At 42.1% G+C, this 21,369-nt stretch carries 22 protein-coding genes and 1 pseudogene; 5 read left to right on the top strand and 18 right to left on the bottom strand.

The genetic code is table 11. From position 1 onward, the window contains the following. Nucleotides 1-47 precede the first annotated feature (47 nt). The 9 genes from BTW01_RS03720 to BTW01_RS03680 all read right to left on the bottom strand — a co-directional run bounded on the left by BTW01_RS03720 (nucleotide 48) and on the right by BTW01_RS03680 (nucleotide 6,908). Nucleotides 48-665, bottom strand: a complete 618-nt coding sequence (locus BTW01_RS03720; RefSeq protein WP_162101705.1) for a hypothetical protein — start codon at nucleotides 663-665, stop codon at nucleotides 48-50. A 49-nt stretch (nucleotides 666-714) separates the two neighbouring features. Continuing rightward, nucleotides 715-1,704: a class 1b ribonucleoside-diphosphate reductase subunit beta gene (gene nrdF, locus BTW01_RS03715; protein WP_162101704.1), complete on the bottom strand. Its 990-nt coding sequence runs from the start codon at nucleotides 1,702-1,704 to the stop codon at nucleotides 715-717. Nucleotides 1,705-1,721: 17 nt separating this feature from the next. Further along, entirely contained in the window at nucleotides 1,722-3,824 is a 2,103-nt protein-coding gene (gene nrdE / locus BTW01_RS03710) for a class 1b ribonucleoside-diphosphate reductase subunit alpha (RefSeq protein ID WP_162101703.1), read from the bottom strand. Continuing rightward, nucleotides 3,784-4,176 (bottom strand): class Ib ribonucleoside-diphosphate reductase assembly flavoprotein NrdI, encoded by a 393-nt coding sequence (nrdI, locus tag BTW01_RS03705; protein ID WP_162101702.1) that lies wholly within the window; start codon nucleotides 4,174-4,176, stop codon nucleotides 3,784-3,786. The genes nrdE and nrdI overlap by 41 nt, the downstream gene beginning before the upstream one ends. Nucleotides 4,177-4,419: 243 nt before the next feature. After that, on the bottom strand, nucleotides 4,420-4,650 hold the full coding sequence (locus BTW01_RS03700; RefSeq protein ID WP_162101701.1) for a DUF936 domain-containing protein: 231 nt from the start codon (nucleotides 4,648-4,650) through the stop codon (nucleotides 4,420-4,422). 81 nt (nucleotides 4,651-4,731) lie between these two features. Next, nucleotides 4,732-5,010, bottom strand: a complete 279-nt coding sequence (locus tag BTW01_RS03695) for a YmzC family protein (RefSeq protein WP_162101700.1) — start codon at nucleotides 5,008-5,010, stop codon at nucleotides 4,732-4,734. Between the two features lie 180 nt (nucleotides 5,011-5,190). Then, nucleotides 5,191-5,412, bottom strand: coding sequence for an RNA chaperone Hfq (gene hfq / locus BTW01_RS03690; RefSeq protein WP_162101699.1), 222 nt, complete (start codon nucleotides 5,410-5,412; stop codon nucleotides 5,191-5,193). A 39-nt stretch (nucleotides 5,413-5,451) separates the two neighbouring features. Further along, nucleotides 5,452-6,396, bottom strand: a complete 945-nt coding sequence (gene miaA / locus BTW01_RS03685) for a tRNA (adenosine(37)-N6)-dimethylallyltransferase MiaA (RefSeq protein WP_162101698.1) — start codon at nucleotides 6,394-6,396, stop codon at nucleotides 5,452-5,454. Nucleotides 6,397-6,494: 98 nt separating this feature from the next. Continuing rightward, nucleotides 6,495-6,908 carry a YmaF family protein gene (locus BTW01_RS03680; RefSeq protein WP_162101697.1) on the bottom strand — a complete coding sequence of 138 codons (414 nt, stop codon included), beginning with the start codon at nucleotides 6,906-6,908 and terminating at the stop codon, nucleotides 6,495-6,497. 87 nt (nucleotides 6,909-6,995) lie between these two features. Between BTW01_RS03680 and BTW01_RS03675 the strand changes: the two genes are divergently transcribed. The 3 genes and pseudogenes from BTW01_RS03675 to BTW01_RS03665 all read left to right on the top strand — a co-directional run bounded on the left by BTW01_RS03675 (nucleotide 6,996) and on the right by BTW01_RS03665 (nucleotide 8,086). Continuing rightward, nucleotides 6,996-7,265 carry a hypothetical protein gene (locus tag BTW01_RS03675; RefSeq protein WP_162101696.1) on the top strand — a complete coding sequence of 90 codons (270 nt, stop codon included), beginning with the start codon at nucleotides 6,996-6,998 and terminating at the stop codon, nucleotides 7,263-7,265. Nucleotides 7,266-7,400: 135 nt separating this feature from the next. Next, nucleotides 7,401-7,718 carry an SMR family transporter gene (locus BTW01_RS03670; RefSeq protein WP_162101695.1) on the top strand — a complete coding sequence of 106 codons (318 nt, stop codon included), beginning with the start codon at nucleotides 7,401-7,403 and terminating at the stop codon, nucleotides 7,716-7,718. A 13-nt stretch (nucleotides 7,719-7,731) separates the two neighbouring features. Next, nucleotides 7,732-8,086, top strand: a pseudogene (locus tag BTW01_RS03665) (DMT family transporter). Between the two features lie 12 nt (nucleotides 8,087-8,098). Here BTW01_RS03665 and BTW01_RS03660 read toward each other — a convergent pair. Together BTW01_RS03660 and BTW01_RS03655 are read right to left on the bottom strand one after the other, a co-directional pair. Then, nucleotides 8,099-8,551 (bottom strand): OsmC family protein, encoded by a 453-nt coding sequence (locus tag BTW01_RS03660; protein WP_162101693.1) that lies wholly within the window; start codon nucleotides 8,549-8,551, stop codon nucleotides 8,099-8,101. Between the two features lie 74 nt (nucleotides 8,552-8,625). Continuing rightward, nucleotides 8,626-9,333: a poly-gamma-glutamate hydrolase family protein gene (locus tag BTW01_RS03655; RefSeq protein ID WP_162101692.1), complete on the bottom strand. Its 708-nt coding sequence runs from the start codon at nucleotides 9,331-9,333 to the stop codon at nucleotides 8,626-8,628. A gap of 1,196 nt (nucleotides 9,334-10,529) precedes the next feature. Between BTW01_RS03655 and BTW01_RS03650 the strand changes: the two genes are divergently transcribed. After that, complete coding sequence (locus BTW01_RS03650) at nucleotides 10,530-10,886, top strand: hypothetical protein (RefSeq protein WP_162101691.1); 357 nt, start codon at nucleotides 10,530-10,532, stop codon at nucleotides 10,884-10,886. Nucleotides 10,887-11,063: 177 nt separating this feature from the next. Here BTW01_RS03650 and BTW01_RS03645 read toward each other — a convergent pair whose 3' ends face one another. After that, nucleotides 11,064-11,657, bottom strand: coding sequence for a TetR/AcrR family transcriptional regulator (locus tag BTW01_RS03645; protein WP_162101690.1), 594 nt, complete (start codon nucleotides 11,655-11,657; stop codon nucleotides 11,064-11,066). A gap of 119 nt (nucleotides 11,658-11,776) precedes the next feature. Between BTW01_RS03645 and BTW01_RS03640 the strand changes: the two genes are divergently transcribed. After that, nucleotides 11,777-12,334: a hypothetical protein gene (locus BTW01_RS03640; RefSeq protein ID WP_162101689.1), complete on the top strand. Its 558-nt coding sequence runs from the start codon at nucleotides 11,777-11,779 to the stop codon at nucleotides 12,332-12,334. 331 nt (nucleotides 12,335-12,665) lie between these two features. Here the strand turns inward: BTW01_RS03640 and mutL are convergent, their stop codons facing one another. The 6 genes from mutL to BTW01_RS03610 form a co-directional block, all read right to left on the bottom strand. Next, nucleotides 12,666-14,552, bottom strand: a complete 1,887-nt coding sequence (mutL, locus tag BTW01_RS03635; protein ID WP_162101688.1) for a DNA mismatch repair endonuclease MutL — start codon at nucleotides 14,550-14,552, stop codon at nucleotides 12,666-12,668. A gap of 15 nt (nucleotides 14,553-14,567) precedes the next feature. Further along, entirely contained in the window at nucleotides 14,568-17,144 is a 2,577-nt protein-coding gene (gene mutS, locus BTW01_RS03630; RefSeq protein ID WP_162101687.1) for a DNA mismatch repair protein MutS, read from the bottom strand. A 130-nt stretch (nucleotides 17,145-17,274) separates the two neighbouring features. Beyond that, nucleotides 17,275-17,820, bottom strand: a complete 546-nt coding sequence (gene cotE, locus BTW01_RS03625; protein WP_003231833.1) for an outer spore coat protein CotE — start codon at nucleotides 17,818-17,820, stop codon at nucleotides 17,275-17,277. A gap of 260 nt (nucleotides 17,821-18,080) precedes the next feature. Next, entirely contained in the window at nucleotides 18,081-18,512 is a 432-nt protein-coding gene (gene ricA / locus BTW01_RS03620; protein WP_162101686.1) for a regulatory iron-sulfur-containing complex subunit RicA, read from the bottom strand. A gap of 1 nt (nucleotide 18,513) precedes the next feature. Next, entirely contained in the window at nucleotides 18,514-20,043 is a 1,530-nt protein-coding gene (gene miaB / locus BTW01_RS03615) for a tRNA (N6-isopentenyl adenosine(37)-C2)-methylthiotransferase MiaB (RefSeq protein WP_162101685.1), read from the bottom strand. A gap of 146 nt (nucleotides 20,044-20,189) precedes the next feature. Continuing rightward, nucleotides 20,190-21,368, bottom strand: coding sequence for a glycine C-acetyltransferase (locus tag BTW01_RS03610; RefSeq protein WP_162101684.1), 1,179 nt, complete (start codon nucleotides 21,366-21,368; stop codon nucleotides 20,190-20,192). Nucleotide 21,369: the final 1 nt, after the last annotated feature.

The raw sequence follows: 21,369 nt of genomic DNA, 5'->3' as shown, positions 1-21,369 counted from the left end.
GTGTTATAAAAAAACCGGCTCCTCATTACGAGAAACCGGTTTTTTTATTAGAGAATATCTACAACAAATTGTGACCATGTTTCCAGACGGTTATAGATGTCGTCCCGTTTTAATTCAGAGACTTTCATCCATTTTCCCGCAATTTGCTCTTTCTCTTTGACTTCCACTTGTGAACCAGACTTTAATTGAAGCGCAGACAGAATACCGATATGCACTTTGCCGACACTGTTCCCATCATCATTGATGAGCCCCAGAGTAACAATCGCCTGTTTATCCTCTTCGTTGATTTGCAGTTCTTCGTCAAGCTCACGGTCTGTGTTCAGCTTTAAGACTTCAGCAAATGAGGCTGTCCCTTTAATCGAATTCATATGACCTCCAAAACCGAGAGAAAGCTTGTTATGAAGACGTGCTTCTCCTCCGCCGGCCAGCCGCTCATAAAGGAATACTTCATCTTCGCGCTTAATGATGACATAAGGAATCGGCTGCTTGAAATGCGGATCTTCTTCTGCATCTCCCCTTCTCATTACACGATAGCCAGCTTCGATCTGAGCCATGATTTCTGCTAGTCTGCTGTCTTCACTGTTCACTCCCTGGAAGGTTAAGCTTTCTTTCTTAAACACATCATCGCGCGGGGCGACCAAAATCATTTCGTCCATTTTTCCCATGGTTGCTGCGTCCTCCTCATCTGAATCTCCAAGCCGAAAAGAGCAGATATTATATCTGCTCTTTTTCATCTTCAAAATAAAAGTCATCGTCTTTAAGCGGCTCTACTGTCGCCTTTTTGTAGCCGTTCCCCTTCATAGAGAAGAAGTCATGTGATTTTGTTTTTGTATTTAATCCATTTAAAACGATTGGATTAATTTCTTCCTCTTCAAAGTATGGATCAAATCCTAGGTTCATCAACGCTTTATTGGCATTATAGCGAATGAATTTCTTTACATCGTGTGAGAGCCCGACTTGATCATACAAGTCTTCTGTATACTCAAGCTCATTTTCATATAATTCATTCAGAAGATCGATCGCAAATTCGCGAAGCTCCGCTTTTTTCTCATCTGTCTGCTTATTATAGATTTCCTGAGCAAGCAGCCCTACATAAACGCCGTGAATCGCTTCATCACGAAGAATCAGGTTGATGATTTCACCGCTTTGCATCAACTTCCCTTGGCCATAGAAGTATAACGGATAATAGAAACCGCTGTAGAAGAGGAAGCTTTCCAGATAGACGGAAGCGACCATCGCTTTGAATAGTGAAATCTCGTCATCTTTTTGAATGGCTTGGTAAAAGCCGACGATGACTTGCGCTTTTTTCTGCAAATATTTATTTTGTTTCACCCATTCAAAGACTTCATTAATCGTTTCAGTCGGCGCCAGAGTCATGAAAATATTAGAGTATGACTTCGCATGGACAGCGTTCTCCATCATCGCCATAAAGTTCAGCACCGCTTTCCGCTGGTGGCCGTCTACGTGTTCAGCCACGATCGGCATTCCCGTATTCCCCTGCTCTGTATCAAGAAGAGTAAGCCCCGCGAGTACCTTCATATAAGTGTCCTGTTCATTTTTCCCAAGATACTTCCATGTGAGGAGATCGCCGTTTAAAGCAATCTCTTCCGGAAGCCAGAACTGTTTCACGTTTTGGTTATAGAACATTTGGGTAAAATCGTCTTCATGCTTTGACCAGTTTGCTGCATCATAAATTTTTGTCACTATAAACTCTCCTTTAATCAAACAACACAAGAAAGGCAGCTGTCTTGCCCAGTATCTTTTGTTCTCGCATAGTAAATGGTTTTAATTCCTCTGTGATGTGCATACAGATCGATTCGGTTTAAATCACGAGTCGTCATTGTATCTTTTAAGAACAATGTGAAGCTGATTCCCTGATCAATGTGCTGCTGGATAGTCGCGATCATATCTACAACCTTGAACATGTCCATATCGTAGGCTTCTTTATAGAAGAACCAGTTATTAGATGCAAGCCCAGGCATTGGGTAGTACGTTTTTGAGTTGCCGTATGTTCTTTCTTCAATCCGTTCCATAATCGGCATGACAGATGCTGTGCTTGATTGAACGTATGAAATAGAGCCTGTCGGCGCAATGCATAATCTGTAGCTGTGATACATGCCGTGTTCAGCAACAAATGCTTTTAGCTTTTCCCAGTCCTCTTTGGTCGGGATATGCATACCTTCAAACAGGTTCGCGATTTTTTCATATTTCGGTGAGAAATCAGTTGAAACGTATTTGTCGAAGTATTCACCTGTCGCATAAGTTGATCCTTCATATTGATCAAACGTTTCGCCTTTTTCTTTTGCGATTTCCGCAGAACGCTGGATGGAGTAGAAATTCACCATCATAAAGAACGTGTTTGCAAAGTCGCGAGCTTCCGGGCTTTCATACGCAATGCCGTTTTGCGCCAGGTAGCCGTGAAGGTTCATAGCGCCGAGACCGATTGATTTCATCGCTTTGTTTGCTCGTCTAACAGCAGGCGCATTGCGAATATCAGTAGTTTCAGACACGTGTGTTAAAGAGTCTGTTGCGAGCTTAACTGTCTTTTCGATTGATTTCTGCTCCATGACATTGAGAATGTTAAGCGAGCCCAGATTACAGGAAATATCCAAACCGATTTCATCTTCATCATCGTAGTCTGTGTATGCAGAAACCTGAGAAGCCTGTAGCACTTCAGAGCAGAGGTTAGAAAATTTCACCTTCGAAATATGGTTATTCGCATGCACTTTATTCACATTATCTTGGAACATGATGTATGGATAGCCTGATTCAGAACGGAGCATCGCCAGTTTTTCAAGCAATTTCCGCGGATTGATTTTTTCTTTTTTCACCCGAGGATTGTCGACAAACTTGTCGTACATTTCGTTCATGTCCATTTCATCCATGTGCTGGCCGTACTCTTTATAAATCGTGTGCGGATAAAATACGTAAGCCGCTTTGTCCTCACGTGCAAGCTCAACGAACTTATCCGGAATAACAACCCCGATTGAAAGCGTTTTGACACGTACATCTTCATCCGCTGAAATCTTTTTCGTATCAAGAAAATCATTGATATCGCGGTGGAAAATGTTTAAGTACGCCGCACCGGATCCTTGTCTTTGGCCCATTTGGTCAGCATAACGGAACGCATTATCGAGAAGCTTCATAACGCCTACAACGCCTTTTGTGGCATTTTCAACATCTTTGATAGCTTCACCTTTCGCACGAAGCTTGGACAGGTTAAGAGAAACCCCACCGCCCAGTTTAGAAAGCTGCATGGAAATATCGATCGCCCGTGAAATGTCGTTTAATGAATCATTAACTTCAAGCAAGAAGCAGCTCACCAGTTCACCGCGGCGTTTTCTGCCGGCATTTAAAAATGTCGGTGTGCTCGGCTGATATTCCTGGTTGATCATCAAGTTCACATATTCTTTTGCTTTCTCAGTGTCGCCGTTTGCGAAGAATAGGGCAACAATGGAGATTCTGTCCTCATAACGCTCAAGGATTTTTGTCTTGTCATTCGTCTTCAAAGCATAGTCATTATAAAATTTAAACGCACTCATGAAGGAAGGAAAACGGAACTTCTTAGCGTAAGCTGTCTTAAATACTTCTTTAATATCTTCAAAAGAATAAAGGCTTAAGAATTCCTCTTCATAGTATTGGTTTTCAATCAAATAATCCAGCTTCTCTTTTAAATCGTGAAAGAAAACCGTGTTTTGATTGATATAGTCTACAAAATAGCTATGTACAGCTTCCTTATCCTTATCAAACTGGAATTTTCCATCTTTTTGGATCATGATTTCGTTATTTAACTGGATCCATTTTGGCACTTGATTTTGTGACAACTCTTTCTACCTCCTGAGTAAACAATTCAACGTCTTTAGATGTGCCGCTGAGTTCAAATTTGTGCAAGATCGGCACCTGATATTGTCTTGAAATGGTATCGGCGCTTTTTGCAAAGTAATCGCCCCATACTTTATTGCCGCTCGCAGCGACTCCTAACAAAAGATGGGCGTATTTTTCGAGAAAGGTTTGTGTTGATGCCGGTACCTGACCGAAGTTTGTCGTGTAGGTGACCAAAACAAACGGAGTGTCTAGGTGGTCAATATCATCCACCTTGCGTATCTGCTGAAAGCCTATTTTATTCACAAACCGCTGGACATTCCCTGTCTTCGAATCAAATATGATTTGTACCACGTTTTATCACGACCTATCAAAAAATATGAATCTCTCATTATTAACACTATATATAGTATACTACCCTCTAGCAAAAACACAATATATAGATTTGTTTTTATGAAAAATTCATATTTTGATCATATCAAGCCAATAGGCACCCTCATTAGGGCCCAAAAAAGAGAGCAGAACGAGAATCATCTCTCGTCCTACTCGGAGTGTCGTGTTTAAGCCGATGTATATCATAACATGAAAAAAAACTGCTTAGTAGTCTAGATTTTTTTTTCTTAAACGATCACAGCGATTTTCACTCTCAACTGTTTCTTCTATTTCAACATCCGCCCCGATCTCTTCTAAAACCGCCTTTAAGGCGCTGATAATGGAGGCTTCTCTGATTAATTCTTTTCCATTCACAATAATACTTGTTCCGTATTCATAGCAAGAATCATCTTCGCAAGTTTCTTCCCAATGATTCACAATCACTTTATGCTTCATTTTTTCACCCTCTGTTTGATCTGTGTCTATATTTAGTTTAGCGGGTAGCATCCGCTTTGTAAATTCGGACGCTTGTGAATTTTATTCAAGCTCCATATCCAGATCCGTATATTCTTTTTTCAGCTTTACCTCATTGCGGGACTCATGATACTCATAAATTTTGATATAGCCGTCCTCCACAACGCCAAAATGATTATGTTCCAGCGGAAACGTGGCTGGCCGAGGCTCTTCATAACCTGAATTACCGCTATCTGTTTCAATAATAGTATCTTGATTCCCGCACGCACCGAACAGTAAAAAAACAGCTATCCACACAAGGGCTATTCTAATTCGCCTCAGTTCTGCTTCACTTTCAAACAAGGTCGCTTCACTCCCACAATCGGATTTTTATATGATATTCGATTCTGTCTTACATATGTTTGCCGCATAAAAAAAGACCGTGCCTCAGCATGGTCACTTTTCAAAAAACGGGTTCGATCTAAAAATGGCTGCCGAGGTCCCCCGACAGCCTCTCCATGCCTTGGCATGGAACTTTTTGGTCTATTCAAGTTCAAGCTGAACGTTCTTTTGCGGCGCAAACGTCGAGATCGCATGTTTATATATAAGCTGCTGCTTCCCTTCCGTTTCCAGCAATACGGTAAAATTATCAAAGCCTTTCACCTGACCGCGCAGCTGAAAGCCATTCAGCAAAAAAACAGTGACATACGTATTTTCTTTTCGGATTTGATTCAAAAACTGATCCTGAATATTAATCGGTTTCATGTTTCGTCCTCCTTGTTTCTCTATATCATACAGTTTCGATTAAAGTTCGAGGTTTCCTGCTATATGTGTGAAAATTTCCTTTTTTTTCAGCTCCATATCAACGGGCGGTGTCATATCAAACCAATCAACCTGCATTTTATTGCGGAACCATGTCAGCTGGCGTTTCGCATATCGTCTTGAGTTCTGCTTTAGCTGATCGACGGCATCAGAAAGCGTCACAAAACCGTCAAAGTATGCATAGAGCTCCTTATACCCGATCGCCTGTATTGACTGACAGTCTCTCACGTTCTGATCATAGAGGCGTTTCACTTCTGAAAGAAGACCTTCCTCCATCATCATGTCGACACGCTTATTAATCCTTGTGTAAAGCGTGTCTCTATCCATTGTCAGCCCGATTAACACTGCGTTATAGAGAAGTTCTCGCTTTTGCTCCTTCAAATGCTGAGACATCGTTTTTCCAGAAGTGTGTAAAATTTCCAGCGCACGAATGACTCTTCTTATATTATTGGGATGTATCGCAGCTGCCGCCTCGGGATCTGCTGCGGCAAGCTTGGCATGAAGGAATTCAGCGCCTTCCCGCTCCGCAGCCATTTGCATACTTTCTCGAAACGCAGGATCGTTCGCCTCTTCTGTAAATGTATAATCGTAAAGCACAGATTGTATATAGAGACCCGTACCGCCGACAATCATCGGGAGCTTTCCTTTTTTGGCGATCTCGCTGATTTTATTTCTCACTAAACTTTGATAATCGGCAGTGGAGAAGGAATCTTTAGGATCTAAAATGTCAATCAGATGATGGGGTATTCCTTCCATCTCCTGTTCAGTGATTTTAGCTGTTCCAATGTCCATCCCTTTATATACCTGCATCGAATCTCCGCTAATAATTTCCGCGTTTAAGGATTTAGCCAGCTGAATACTTAAATTTGTTTTCCCCACTGCCGTCGGTCCGACTAAAATGACAACGGGCTGCTTCGTATTATTCAATATGTATCACTCTCTTTTAAAAATCTCCCCCCATTATAGCATTCATCATGGTCAACCACCTATCCATTTTGCCCTTTTTTTACACCGATAAACATCTTCTACCACCCGAGCGGCTCATTGCCGACAATTTCTCTCGTCTTTCCTATCAAGACATGCTGATGTGTTTGTTTTTCATCATCTTTCGGATCATACACCACACCTCCGAACTGGATCTCAATCGGTTCATTATAGGCCAGGTATGTCGTTTCTTCGATTTCATGATAGTGGGTGCCGTCTGCTAAGGGAATCGCAGGCCCAGAGATTCCATAATACCGGTGAAAATGACCATTTTCAAAAGACGTAATTCCTGCAAAATAATGTGTATGCTTATCTGTATTTGATCCATTAGCAGGTTGAGTGAACCCTTCAATGCAATGACGATGCCCGTGTTCTCTCGTTGTTTTGATATGATAAGCATGTGCGTGAGGCGGTGATTTTGACCAGTCAGACTGATACAGGCCCAATGTGTCCACACCCTTCTTTCCTCGATTCGCCCAATCAAATTCGGGCAGCCTGAATACACTGCATCATCAACACTTTATTACAGGAGGAAAGAAAACATGAATGAGTTAGAGAATTTTAATCCTGAAGATACAAGAATTTTCGGAAGACCTTTTGGGTTTGGAAGACCTTTTGGATTTGGGAGACCTTTCGGATTCGGATTTGGAAGACCTGGGTTTGGTTATGGTTTTGGCCGCCCATTCGGATTTTACGGAGGACCGTTTATCGGCGGCCTTGCGGGCGGGCTTTTAGGAAGCGCCCTATTTAACCCTTATATGTATGGCGGATATGGATATTACCCCTATGCTCCGTTTCCGTATTACTATTAAGTGCAAAAGACCTCTTCCAAAGGGGTCTTTTTTAAGTGTGTGAAAATGAATCTCTTGACTCATACATATACATACACTAATATTTTTTTAGCTGAAGTTCTTTTCTAATAAAAAATATAGTGAGGAGAATTTGTGATGTTGCTTGGATATATATTCCTCACGATTGCCATATGTTCAGAAACGTTAGGAGCAGCCATGCTAAAAATGTCTGACGGTTTCAAAAAGTGGAAGCCAGGCGCTTTAGTCGTGATTGGCTATTCCCTCTCCTTTTATATGCTATCGCTAACCTTAAAGTATATCCCCCTCAGCCTCTCGTACGCGACCTGGAGCGGTGTGGGTACAGTGCTGGCAGCAGTGATCGGTGTGAAGTGGTTTAAGGAAGAACTGAATGCCAAAGGGCTTATCGGGATTCTTTTATTATTATCAGGGGTCGTATTACTTAACTGGCAGTAAAGGAGTGAAGATGATGAAAGGATTGTTTTATTTGGCGCTCGCCATTGGATCGGAAGTTTTCGGGAGTACGATGCTGAAGCTTTCAGAAGGATTTACACAAGCTTGGCCCATCGCCGGCGTCATTGCCGGATTTCTTTCTGCTTTTACTTTTCTAAGCCTGGCCTTAAAAACAATTAACTTATCAAGCGCATATGCGACATGGTCGGGTATTGGAACGGCACTTACAGCCATTGTCGGGTTTTTGCTTTTTGGCGAAACCATCAGGTTAAAGGAAGCATCCGGTCTCGCGCTTATCATTGCAGGTGTGATCGTGTTAAATCTGTCGAAAGCCCGCACAAAAAGATCAAAAACAGACGGTCTGTGAGTAACCGTCTGTTTTATTATTCGCCAGCACGTTTTACGGAAGCTTCAAGCTGCAGGTCGACATTTCCTTGAATGGCACGTGAAATCATGCATGACGACTCCGCTTTTTCACAAAGCTTGTGCGCCAATGCGACATCTTCTTGTGAGGCATCGTATTTGAGCACGACGGAAGGACGGTGAATGATCTTTTTGTATGTAAAAACTCCTTTTGTGACGTCAACAATACCTTCCGACTCCATTTGCAGGTTTTTCTTTTCCAGCCCGCTTCTTTCCATCATTGCAGCAAGTGTAATAATGTAACAGGTCGCCGCCGCCCCGAGAAGCATTTCATCTGGGTTGCTCCCCTCTCCCGGTCCATCCATTTCTTTAGGGATGGAAATGGATGTGGTTAAGTTTCCGCTTTCGATCGTACCGACGTCATTGCGGTTGCCCGGCCAGTCCGCTTTTAAATAAAAATGATGATCTGCCATCGTATGTCTTGCCTCCTTTTATAATCCTATTTCAGTCTACTGGTCTCCACTTATTTTGTCTTCTGATCTGCTTGTTACGAATACTCTCTTTCAAGGACAGTTTTGATTGCACGCACATAATCATAAAATTCCCTATTTTTTGTGTATTTCCTATTTTTATAATAAAAATCATCAAAAAACGCTTCTCTCTGCTCACGACTGATCTCCAGCTGGATACTTAGCCCTGTTTCTCCTTTATTGTTAATATTGCCGGCACTCAATCCAGCAAGACCGCTTTGGGATGGTGCTAGTTCAGCAGAAAATCCTCTTCTCTCAAGGGCTCGCACGATCATTTTAGCCCGCTTTCGATCTGTGCCTCCAACAAGTGTATTCTTGTTCTCTCCTTTATAACCATGAAACGCCACAACGTATTGATGCTCTTTGATTTTCTTTTCAGCCAAGGGTTCATCAAAGTTAGTGCTTGTAATGTGCAGCGTTTGATTATCATCTGACTTCAGCCCTTCAAACAGGTATGTGGAGTATTCATGATTGAAAAACCGCACAAGCTCGCTTACTCCTCCTTCAATTCTTCCGCCATGAGGAGACATAATTAAAACTTTGCTTCCTTTTTTCTCATTATAAGAAATATCATAATCGGCTGAGCTTTCATTTTCTTCCAATCTGCTAAAATTTGCATATGTATCTGGTTGATTAGTTGGTTCAGGCTCTAGTGAGTAATGAGCATATCTCAAAAATAAGACAATGACTAAGACAAATATAACATTTAGTAAAAATCTTCTCATTTGTAACTCCTTTCATAAGAATGGCACGATTATTGATATGAGATCTAGTCAATAGGTTTTATCTTACCATTGTATACACGATATCATCAGTGAAAATGTTCCCGGTTTCAAAAAATCAATTGATGGTCACGATTAATAGCAGTTCGTTTTATACAAGAGTGAAAAAAGATTGAGAAGAAAGAGAAGAAAAGGTAGTATTATCCTGAATTGGAAATTAAGTATAAAGAGGTATAAGGAGAAGGTTATGAGTAGCTGTTCGACTACTGAGACGAACAGCCTGGTAACGGTTTATTGGCTCTCACAAAGTCGCAGGAAAGGATCGAAACCAACAAAAGGTTTTGATCTGTTATTTCGAAAAACATAAGTTTTGATTTGCGTTTTCCTTTTTTGTCTTACATCTCTTTTATTATTCATTTTGCCTTTCTTCACTATATAGTGCTGATTGGTATTTGGCTTTCCGCGGACCGATGCAAGAAAAATCCCTACAACCGCTCTCTCCTTGCCTGTTTGATATGACCACATCGCAACAGGAATTAGATTCTTATTCGATCATCAATGATTCTCTCACACTCTGAATCTTTCATACCCGATTTGAAGATGCTTAAAACAACTCTTAACCGTCTATTTATAAAAGACAAATAAACTTACATACCTGCTGTCTGTTCATAGAGTATACAGAGAAGCAATAAAACATAAGAAAATAACATAGGCGGGTACTCTGATCATTAGCTAGATTGGCCGTAAGGATAGGCATCTTGCAGCTAGCTTTACAAACCCTTCAAATAACCTTTTGGGTTTTTCAAAACCAAGCTGTGAGACTGGTTTTCAAAAGGCGAAGGACACTTTCAAAACACTTAAAGAGGAAGAAGAACATCTTTACAGCATCAAAACTGAACCAGAGTTTTCGATTCACCTTTGATCTGGCAAAAGGGCTTTAAGGATTCATTGACTGGGGATCACATTACTGCGGGAGCCGATCGGAATCGATCCAGCCACCGAAGTTGCAGAAATAGCAGCCAGAGTAAAACCCAATTCAATCGTATTTCTACTGCTTTTAAGAAAATACCGACGAAGCCGTTATATCAAGTCGTTAAAACCGCAAATTGTTTCATACATAGAGGATGAGCCAGCTCTTTTCTGTGTAAAAGATGAGGCAATTGGGAATAGTATCGTGTAGAGTAAAAGGAGGAATAGTGATGGCACATACGAATACACAACTTTCTCAATGGCTGGAATCAAAAGTCGGCCAGACGCTTGATATTAGAAAAGGTGAATTGACCCATGATGAAGAAATTTCAGATTTGGATCAGATTATTCTCCACCTTCAAAAAGTGGGCATACGCAGCACAAACCACCCTGATGATTATGTTGCAAAAGAAGAACTCGTTCTAGAAGGCGAAGGAACAACTTACACGGAGGAAGGCGATGTACCGCTTCCGCAAAACGCCTATGAAATTCCTTTATTAGGCGATATTCATATTCACCAAGAAAACGAAGGATTGAAGGTTGTAACTGATCGCGCAGTATATACAATTGATATCCAGGACAGCTGACAGTCACCTTTCTCAAAATCATACAGCTGAGCGCCTTTGAGCTTTCATTCAAAGGCGCTTTTCTTTAGATGGATCTTTTTCAAAACTAACACGCGGAATACATCGTTTATGCATTTTATACTTCGTCATGATCCGTTTCTTTTTACAGCACTATTCATATTCCCTCCCTCTCGTCTCTTATGCTTCTTCCACGCAAATTGATTCAACATGCTGCATAATGACACGTGTGACCCTGTCTGTATTCACTCGAACAGGATCAAGCATCGCATGCAATGCCAAACCGTCAATAAGCGCGTATAGTCTTTCAGCTTCAATGTCTTTATCAGCATTCCGCTTAAGTAAATCGGTTTCATCTAAATAGGCAATCAGATTCCGCACACCGCTGTAAATCCCGTCATGATTCGCATCAAACATATTCTTTTTAGTTCTGGCGTAAACCGTAAAAGCAAACCACACCTCCATCTCTCTACTTGATTCTTCATTTGTGGGGACAATTTCAAGCAAAATATGTAACACTTTTTCCTTAGGGGGCAAATCCTTCATAGCAATATCCTTAATTCGGGCCATTACCTTTTCTTGAACGAGCCTCATGGCAAAAACAAGAAGTTCATCCTGAGTAGAAAAATAATGGCGCAGCGCACCTAATGACAGTCCCGCTTCCTTTGCAATGTTTCTCGCTGAGGCTCCCTCCATCCCCCGTTCTAAAATCACACGCCACGTCGCTTCTGCAATTTGTTTTCTTCTTTTTTCATGATCAATTTGTTTTGGCATAGCCTTATTGTAGCAAGAATAAAATAAGAGGGCAATTTTATAATACAGTTGTATTGCAAAAATAAAGATGATAACATATGATTTAAATAATACAACTGTATTGAAAAGAGGGGAATGGATTGAACGGTATCGCATGGATGATTGTCTTCTGTGAAATTGCGTTTTGGGTTGTGATTGTTTTAGGGCTGGCTGTACGTTACCTATTCAAACAGCGTACATTAGGACTGCTGTTTCTTGCCTTAACTCCTGTTATCGATTTGATTTTATTGGCGGCAACCGGTGCGGATCTTTATCGCGGAGCTTCAGCGACTGCTGCACACGGGGTCGCAGCAGTTTACATCGGAATATCGATCGCCTATGGGAAACAAATGATTCAATGGGCGGATGAAAGATTTCAATATTACGTGACAAAACAAGGGTGCAAACCGCTGAAACGCTATGGAATGGATTACGCCAAACACTATCTAAAAAGCTGGATAAAGCACGTACTGGCTTACCTTATTGGCGGAGGGCTATTAGCAGGGATGATCTATTTCATCAATGATCCTGCTCGTACCGTGGCATTGAACGGCATTCTTAAAATGTGGACAGTCATCCTAGGCATTGATTTCCTCTTTACCGCCAGCTATTTTATCTGGCCGAAAAAAGAAAAAGCGTCAAAGACTCTCAAAAGGTAACATAACAAAAATAAAAGTCCTTTCCGCTGGAAAAGGGCTTTTTGTCATTTGTAAACCAGAACGTAAAATGGCGGTAATGATTTCAAAGCACAAATACGAAGCAGCAACCATTACTTTTCTTAGCGTTAAAGGTGAGCAGTAAAACTACGAGGAGGATTCCTCCTCTCTCATGAAAAAGCAGGGCTGATCTTAAGTAATGATGTAAGCGAACGAGTTTGTTATCATACAGTCAATATATAAACAATATAAAAAAGCATTGATTTATTCTTTGAATAAATCAATGCTTAAAAAATGCATGGGCAAAGGTATATTCCCCTTCGCCAAACCCCCGCTACATCACGCGTTTGAACATCTTTTCCATCTCATATGTCGAATGGTGAATGATAATCGGACGGCCGTGCGGGCATGTAAACGGGTCTGATGTGCTTCGAAGGTCGTCCAGAAGCGCTTTGATTTCGTCATTTCTGAGGTGGCGGTTTGCTTTGATGGAGCCCTTGCAGCTCATCATAATCGCTGCTTCCTCGCGCAGTTTTTTTATATCAATATGTTTGGAATCATCAAGGACCTGCTGAATGATTTCTTCTATCAGCTCAGCTTCTTCTCCCTTTGGAAACCAGGCCGGATGGCAGCGGACGATGTAGCTGTTAGAGCCGAATGATTCTAAAAAGACACCGACGCTTTCAAGCTCTTGTTTGTGCTGTTCGATAATCAGTGCCTCGTTCATAGAGTAGTGGAACGTCAGCGGCACGATCATATCCTGCACCTCAGACTCAACCTCTCCCACCTTTTCGCGGAAATATTCATATTTAATACGTTCTTGCGCAGCGTGCTGGTCAATAATATATAAGCCGTTTTCGTTTTGTGCCAATATATAAGTCCCATGCATCTGTCCGATCGGATACATAATTGGAACCCGCTCCGACGTTGGCTGCGGCTGCTCCTCTTGGTATTCAGTCTCAAAGGCTTCAGGCTGTTCTTCTGAATCATCAGGTGCTTGAATACTTTGTTCATGATCAGCTATAGGAGGCGCATCAAATTGAAGAGGCGGCAATTCTTCCTCCACATCAACCGGCTCTTTCACGACTGAGCTGAGCTTCATTGGCGAATAAGATGGGGCAGGTGCCTGTTCGGGAACCTTTCTTTCCGCAGGCTTTTCATCAAAAGTGATGAACTGCTGCTCATTTTTAATAGCAGATGCTGATTTTTTCGGGAGCTGTGCACTCGGAATCAGCTGCTGCTGTTTAAATACACCTTTTATACCGTCACGAATTAAATCGTGAAGCTCTGTTTCCTTGCTGAGACGGACCTCAAGCTTTGATGGGTGCACATTGACATCCACTAAAATCGGGTCCATCGAAATTTCTATAAAAGTAATTGGGTGGCGTCCAATCGGCAGAAGCGTATGGTATCCTTCATGCACTGCTTTCACGAGCGGAAAATTTTTAATGTAACGCCCATTGATCACAGACGACATATAGTTTCTTGATGCCCTTGTAATCTCTGGAAGGGCGATATATCCCTTGACTTCAAAATCCAAAGAGTTCACATGCAGCGGAAGCATTTTTTTTGCGACTGCTGTGCCATAAATCGCTGCTAAGACCTGACGCACATCACCGTTTCCATTCGTTTGAAGCAGGTTTTTCCCATGGTGACGCAGGCGGATTGATACCTCCGGATGCGCCAGCGCAATACGGTTGACGACATCGGTGATATTCCCAAGCTCTGTATGAACAGTTTTCATATATTTCAAGCGGGCCGGTGTGTTAAAAAACAAGCTGGAAACCACAATTTCAGTTCCCTTCCTGCTGGAAGAACGCGATTCAGAAATTACGTTTCCCCCTTGGAGCACGAGCTTCGTTCCCGCTCCTTCACCAGTGCTTGTCGTAATCTCCAGATGAGAAACTGACGCGATACTCGGCAGTGCTTCTCCTCTGAAGCCAAGTGTTCTTACTCTGAATAAATCATTTTCATCTTTTATTTTACTCGTTGCGTGGCGGTGAAAAGCACGCTTGCAATCTTCATTTTCCATTCCTTCGCCGTTATCCAGCACTCGAATGGATGCAAGACCTGCTTCTTCAATATCGATTTCAATGACTGTGCTGTCAGCGTCGATCGCATTTTCCACCAATTCCTTGACGACTGAGGCGGGCCGTTCCACAACCTCGCCCGCCGCTATTTTATTTGAAAGCTCATCTGACAGCTGGATGACTTTTGCCACATTCATCACCCCGTTTTAATGTAATTTCTTTTGCAGCTTGTACATTTCATTCATCGCTTCAAGCGGTGTCATATCCAGTATATTAAGTGATTTGAAGGCATCGAGCACTTGTTTTTCTTTTTTTGCAAGCTTCGGCGCTTCAGCCGGCTTTTCCGCTGCATCAAAAAAAGATAGCTGTGCAGGCTCTTCTTTCACCTGAGCTTCCTGCACAGGCACCTCAGGTTTGTTCCCTGAATGTTCAAGCTCTTTTAAAATATGTTGAGCGCGCGAAATAAGATCTTCTGGAAGCTCTGCAAGCTGGGCTACGTGGATACCATAGCTTTTGTCAGCGGCACCTTCTTTTATTTGATGAAGAAAGACAACCGTACCGTTATATTCTTCAGCACGAACATGTACGTTTTTTAGCTGAGGCAGGTTATCCTCTAGAACAGTCAGCTCATGGTAGTGTGTGCTGAACAAAGTCTTAGCGCCGATATGATCATGAACATATTCGATAATTGCTTGTGCCAACGCCATGCCGTCATATGTGGACGTTCCCCGGCCGATTTCATCAAACAGAATAAGACTGTTTTTGGTCGCATTGACAATCGCATTTTTAGCCTCAAGCATCTCCACCATAAATGTACTTTGTCCGGAAATCAAATCATCTGCAGCACCGATTCGCGTGAAAATCTGATCGAAAATCGGAAGCACCGCTTTTTTTGCAGGTACAAAGCAGCCGATTTGCGCCATGATGGAAATGAGCGCAATTTGTCTCATATACGTGCTTTTACCAGACATGTTTGGACCAGTAATGAGAAGCATTTGTCTGTTATCGCCCATCATACAATTGTTCGGAACATATTCCTGGCTGTCCATCACTTTTTCTACAACCGGGTGTCTGCCTTCAATCACTTCGACTTCATCTGTAGAAAACTCCGGTTTGGTATAGTGACGATTTTCACTGATCGTTGCAAAACATTGCAGTGCATCAAGCTCGCTCATTTGCTTGGCAAGCTGCTGCAGGCGCGGAATATACATCTTCACTTTCTCACGAAGCTTGGTGAATAGTTCATATTCCAGCTCGCAGATGTTGTTTTCCGCTTCTAAAATGAGCGCTTCTTTTTCTTTTAATTCAGGTGTAATGTAGCGTTCTGCATTCGTTAACGTCTGCTTTCGCTCATAACGCCCTTCCTCAAGCAAATGTACATTCGCTCTTGTCACTTCAATATAATAACCGAAAACTTTATTAAAGCCGACCTTTAAGGAACGAATGCCCGTATATTCTCGTTCCTGCTGTTCCAGCCGTGCAATCCAGTCTTTTCCGTTTCTGCTTGCATCACGATATTCATCCAGCTTTTGATTGTATCCGTCTTTAATCAGGTTCCCTTCTTTTAACGATAAAGGAGGGTTTGCGTACAGTGCTTCTTCCAGCAATTCAAGCACATCTCCGCAAGGGTCAATCCGCTCCGCGCGTTCCTTGGCCTTGTCATGATGCAGTGAAGCAACCAGCTGTTTAATGCCAGGCACTTGCTTTAATGATTCCTTCAGCTGAATTAAATCCCGTGCATTCACATTTCCAAATGCGACGCGGCCGGCAAGGCGTTCTAAGTCATAAACTTCTTTTAATCGTTCACGCAGATCTTCTCGTTCGAAGAAATGGGACATCAATGTTGCTACCATTTCCTGACGCTCTTCAATTTGATTGACTCTAATAAGCGGACGGTCAATCCACTGTTTAAGCAGCCGGCCTCCCATGGCAGTTTTTGTTTCATCCAGCAGCCATAAAAGAGAACCTTTTTTACTTTTCGAGCGAATCGTTTCAGTCAGCTCTAAATTTCTTTTGGAGTACAAATCAATTTTCATCGCTTCCTCGAGCTCATACACCTGTACAGGCTGAAGATGATCAAGACTGCGCTTTTGGGTTTTTTTCAGATACGTATATAAACGCAAAAACGTTTTTGTGATCTCTTCATTATTTAAGTGCTCAATGATCGTTATGTGCTCATCTGTTTGACCATCTTCAATTGAGATTGTTGCACCGCAACGCTCTTTCAGCTGTGTAACGGTATCGGCATCGAGGCTTCCTGAAACAACAATTTCCCGTGCGCCGACAGAATAAATTTCTGATATGACATCTTCAAGCCGTTCAATCAAGACAGCTAAATTTTCTCCCGTTGTTAAATCAGACAGCGCCAGCCCGTATCCGTTAGAACAGGTGGAAACTGATGCGATAAAGTTGTTTTCTGATTCATGGATGCCTTTGCCGTCCATTACAGTTCCGGGTGTAATAAGCTGAACCACTTCACGTTTCACAACACCCTTTGCAGCTTTCGGGTCTTCGGTCTGTTCACAGATCGCCACTTTATACCCTTTTTTAATCAGCTGCTCAATGTACGCGGAAGCAGAATGATACGGCACCCCGCACATCGGTATTTTTTCAGCTGCACCGCCGTCTCTGCTTGTTAATGTAATTTCCAGCTCCTGTGACGCTTTTTTGGCATCATCAAAAAACATTTCGTAAAAATCACCTAGGCGAAAAAATAAAAAGGCATCCTGATGCTCTGCCTTTATTTTTAAATATTGCTGTATCATAGGCGTATAACCTGCCATTGTTTAATCCCTCACTATGTATCAACGTTTCTATTTTCTAACCTTATTATAACATAAACGAAAAGTGATAAAAGAATGATATATCAACATAAAAAAGAGACTTGGGGTATTGTCTCCCCTAGTCCCTTTTTTATTCTTCGGGATCTCCCACTAAAAATTCCGGGTTGATGTCTTCCAGCTCTTCGTCCAGCTCATCTTCCCAATCCTCTTCGTCATCCTCTTCCCAGTCAGGATTGACCTCAACAACTACCTTTGTTTCTCCTACCACTTCCGCCAAAAATTCTCTTTCTGCCTGCACAACAATTTTATTTCCATTCGGTGAAATGGTCACTTCAAGACAGTTAGGCTGCTGAAGGACTTTGGCAATCACTTCGTGCTCATCATCTAAGTAATTATTGTCTCTGTATCTGAGTTTAATGACATCCACGTATTTCACCCGTTCTGTGACAACCTCTGTTTTTGTGTTGTCAGCGTAAGAGTACCATACGTTTATATCATAATACCCTTCAATTTCTACTGTCTTCCCGATTTTTTCAGCGTCATATTTGTGGTTAATAATCCAACCACCCAAAATGCTGCTCGGTTTTTTTTCAGGAGAGATCGTGTTGGTGCATTGGGTGAATTTTCTGCCTTTCGCTACTACCGCCTTCGTAATAATTTCCCTGTATTCAGACATTCCGGCATGCCTCCTTGTTCTTCTTCGTGTTATCTTATGCTGGGCATTTGTCTAGTGTGCATTTTTATAAATAAAATATAAAAATACCAAGTTTCTGTTTCATTGTATGCACTGGTGCCTAGAAACTTTACTTTTAAGTGCGATAAAGTTTCTTAGCGGCTAAACACAAAAAACATAATGAAGATTTAGTACATAGATCATTTAGTTCGTTTTATAGCTGAGTGAATATAAAAAAACACGGGCCTAATAAGGCACCGTGTTTAGAAAGAACAACTATTATTTGAATGCTTCACCTTCGAACCGGTTTCCCCTTTCAGCAGATCGCCTCCGGTTGACGTGATGATTTCATTTGTGACTTGGTTGGAAATGGTGTGTGCCACGAGCTGCAGGAGATCATTTACCTCAATCTGCGAGTCTCTGAATTCCTGGATGACAGGAATCTCTTCAAGCTCTTCTTGCAGCGCGTCAATTTTTGCTTCTACTTGTTTGAGTGCTTCATGCTTTTCATAATGCTTCAGATTGACAGCCTGCTTTTGCAAGGCTTTAATCTGGTTAACGATCGCAGACACTTTGTCATTCTCATTAATCTGTGCTTCAGCCCGTTTGAAAAAATCAACCTCTTCTGTTTCAGAGATCATTTTTGCAAGGCTTCGAGCCTGCTGCACAATGTCTTTTTTTGAGTAGAGCGTCATCTTATTTCACCTCGATTGCTTCTCCTACCATTTCTCCGTCAAGCGACCATGTTTTCGCTTGCTGGATTCTCACGCGGACAATTTTTCCAATGGCTTCCTTTGGCCCTTTGAAATTGACAAGTTTGCTTTTTTCAGTATAGCCAGCAAGAATTTCAGGGTTGTTTTTGCTTTCACCCTCAACTAATACTTCGACAACCTTGCCTTCGTATTCCTTCATTTTTTTAGCAGAAGTTTCATTCACTAGTGCGTTCAAACGCTGCAGACGTTCTTTTTTCACACGCATCGGTACATTATCTTTCATTTTGGCAGCAGGAGTGCCCTCACGCGGAGAGTAAATGAACGTATAAGCACTGTCAAACTCCACTTCACGATAAAGAGAAAGTGTTTCTTCGAACTGTTCATCCGTTTCGTTCGGGAATCCGACGATAATGTCCGTTGTCAAAGATGCGTTCGGCATTGCCGCCTTAATTTTTCGCACCAGCTCCATGTAACGCTCTCTGTCATATTTACGGGCCATAAGCTTAAGAACCTCTGAGCTTCCTGATTGAACCGGAAGATGAATGTGGTCAAGCAGGTTGCCGCCTTTTGCCAGCACTTCAATGAGATGGTCGTCAAAGTCACGCGGATGACTTGTTGTAAAACGGATTCTCGGGATATCGATTTTTCTCAGTTCATCCATTAAATCACCGAGACCGTATGTCATATCTTCAAAATCTTTTCCGTATGCATTGACGTTTTGGCCTAATAATGTAATTTCTTTATAGCCTTCGCTGGCGAGCCTTCTTACTTCCTGAATGATTTCTTCAGGGCGGCGGCTTCTTTCTTTTCCGCGTGTGTAAGGCACGATGCAATACGTACAGAATTTGTCACAGCCATACATGATATTGACCCAGCCTTTAATTTTTCCGTTCCGGACTTTCGGAAGGTTTTCAATTACGTCCCCTTCCTTGGACCAAACTTCTATGACCATTTCTTTTGAAAGGTATGCTTCTGACAAAAGCTCTGGCAGGCGATGGATGTTATGCGTGCCGAAAATCATATCGACAAACGGATGCTTTTTCAAAATCCGATTCACGACTGATTCCTCTTGGGACATACAGCCGCACACGCCTAAAATCAGATCGGGATTGTTTCTTTTTAGCGCTTTTAAGTGCCCTAGCTCACCAAACACCTTGTTCTCGGCATTTTCACGGATCGCACATGTGTTTAACAGAATAACATTGGCATCATCAACAGAGTTTGTCGCTTCGTAGCCAAGCGCCATAAAGATCCCTGCCATAACCTCTGTATCATGTTCATTCATTTGGCAGCCGTACGTGCGGATATAGAACTTTCTTCCTTCTCCCAATCCTTTAAATTGTTCAGAGATTTTAAAGTCATTATGATAAGTAACGGCTTCCTTGCCGCGTTTTTTCGCATCTTTTAAGGAAGGCGGAATATAAACAGCTTCAAAGTACTTGCTGTAATCCTTCTCGGATTTTTTGTCCGATGGATTAACTTGTCCGCTCTCTGCTTTTTGTTTTTCATTCATGTTATGATTTCTCCTTTCAAACCAAACTTCCACCCTTCAGTATAAAGGTTATTGCCGCTCTGCACAACTGCAACCTATCATTGTACACTCGTTGATAATAATAATCAATATGGAATCAAAAGAGGAAGAGTGTTCTCTTCTTCCTCTTATAATAGCTTGAGCTCCTTAGCCGTCTTTTCGATGACATCAAGCGCCTGATCCAGTTCTTCTTTAGTATGCTCAGCAGTCATCATCATGCGAATTCTGGCTTTGCCCTTTGCTACAGTCGGGAAAACGATGCTTTGAGCAAATATGCCGCGGGAAAGGAGCTGATCAGAAAATTGTTTTGCCACACCTTCATCACCTATTAAAACAGGAAGAATCGGCGTTTCGCTCCGCGTGAGAGTCAAACCCATTTTTAGAAGCATTGACTTAAAATAGGCTGTATTTTCCCATAAGCGCTCCATATGCTCCGGCTCTTCAAGCAGGACATCAATTGCTTCCATACAAGCTGCGGTGACAGCCGGAGGATGGGATGTACTGAATAAAAACGGACGGCCTTTATGGCGCAAATAATCGATCAGCACCTGTGAACCTGCAGCATAGCCGCCAAGCACTCCGATTGCCTTGCTCAGCGTTCCGACCTGAATATGAACTCTGCCATCCAGACCAAAATGATTCACCGTACCCCTGCCGTTTTCGCCGAGCACTCCAGACGCATGGGCGTCATCCACCATCACAAATGCATCATATGTCTCAGCGAGCTCTACAATTTCTGGTAAAGGAGCTATATTGCCGTCCATTGAAAAAACGCCGTCTGTTACAATCAGACGCATCCGATAATTCATTGACTTTCTCAGCACTCTCTCTAAATCACTCATATCGACGTGCTGATATACCTTTTTATCCGCCTTTGTCAGCCTGATTCCATCAATAATAGAGGCATGATTCAATTCATCTGAAATGACAATATCGTCTTTTGAAAGAATACTTGAAAGAACGCCTTGATTTGTCGTGAATCCTGATTGGAATACGAGTGCCGATTCCGTTTTTTTAAAGGCTGCCAGCTTTTTCTCAAGCTCTTGATGCATAGTAAATGTTCCAGCAATTGTTCTGACCGATCCAGTGCCGGCTCCAAATTCCCGGACTGCCTCCCGTGCAGCGTTAATGAGTCTTGGGTGTGAAGTAAAACCGAGGTAATTATTAGAAGAAAGCTGGATGATATTTTTGTGATTCACTGTGACAGAGGGGCCCTGCATGGATTCAAGCGGTTTTATGTCTTGCCATGTATGATTTTCTTTCATCCTATCAAGTTCTGTTTTTAAAAAGTCAAATTCCTTCGTCATG

Origin of the sequence: Bacillus sp. SKDU12, assembly GCF_010093085.1 — a bacterium.
Lineage (GTDB): Bacteria > Bacillota > Bacilli > Bacillales > Bacillaceae > Bacillus > Bacillus mexicanus.
This window is presented reverse-complemented; position numbering and strand designations above follow the sequence as displayed.

Excerpts from the sequence above, each read along its gene's own strand:
- hfq (WP_162101699.1), bottom strand. The coding sequence starts at position 5,412 with ATGAAACCGATTAATATTCAGGATCAGTTTTTGAATCAAATCCGAAAA.
- BTW01_RS03645 (WP_162101690.1), bottom strand. The coding sequence starts at position 11,657 with ATGCCAAAACAAATTGATCATGAAAAAAGAAGAAAACAAATTGCAGAA.
- BTW01_RS03720 (WP_162101705.1), bottom strand. The coding sequence starts at position 665 with ATGGGAAAAATGGACGAAATGATTTTGGTCGCCCCGCGCGATGATGTG.
- mutS (WP_162101687.1), bottom strand. The coding sequence starts at position 17,144 with ATGGCAGGTTATACGCCTATGATACAGCAATATTTAAAAATAAAGGCA.
- BTW01_RS03670 (WP_162101695.1), top strand. The coding sequence starts at position 7,401 with ATGTTGCTTGGATATATATTCCTCACGATTGCCATATGTTCAGAAACG.
- BTW01_RS03610 (WP_162101684.1), bottom strand. The coding sequence starts at position 21,368 with ATGACGAAGGAATTTGACTTTTTAAAAACAGAACTTGATAGGATGAAA.
- BTW01_RS03650 (WP_162101691.1), top strand. The coding sequence starts at position 10,530 with ATGGCACATACGAATACACAACTTTCTCAATGGCTGGAATCAAAAGTC.
- BTW01_RS03660 (WP_162101693.1), bottom strand. The coding sequence starts at position 8,551 with ATGGCAGATCATCATTTTTATTTAAAAGCGGACTGGCCGGGCAACCGC.
- cotE (WP_003231833.1), bottom strand. The coding sequence starts at position 17,820 with ATGTCTGAATACAGGGAAATTATTACGAAGGCGGTAGTAGCGAAAGGC.
- BTW01_RS03655 (WP_162101692.1), bottom strand. The coding sequence starts at position 9,333 with ATGAGAAGATTTTTACTAAATGTTATATTTGTCTTAGTCATTGTCTTA.
- BTW01_RS03675 (WP_162101696.1), top strand. The coding sequence starts at position 6,996 with ATGAATGAGTTAGAGAATTTTAATCCTGAAGATACAAGAATTTTCGGA.
- miaB (WP_162101685.1), bottom strand. The coding sequence starts at position 20,043 with ATGAATGAAAAACAAAAAGCAGAGAGCGGACAAGTTAATCCATCGGAC.
- BTW01_RS03700 (WP_162101701.1), bottom strand. The coding sequence starts at position 4,650 with ATGAAGCATAAAGTGATTGTGAATCATTGGGAAGAAACTTGCGAAGAT.
- ricA (WP_162101686.1), bottom strand. The coding sequence starts at position 18,512 with ATGACGCTCTACTCAAAAAAAGACATTGTGCAGCAGGCTCGAAGCCTT.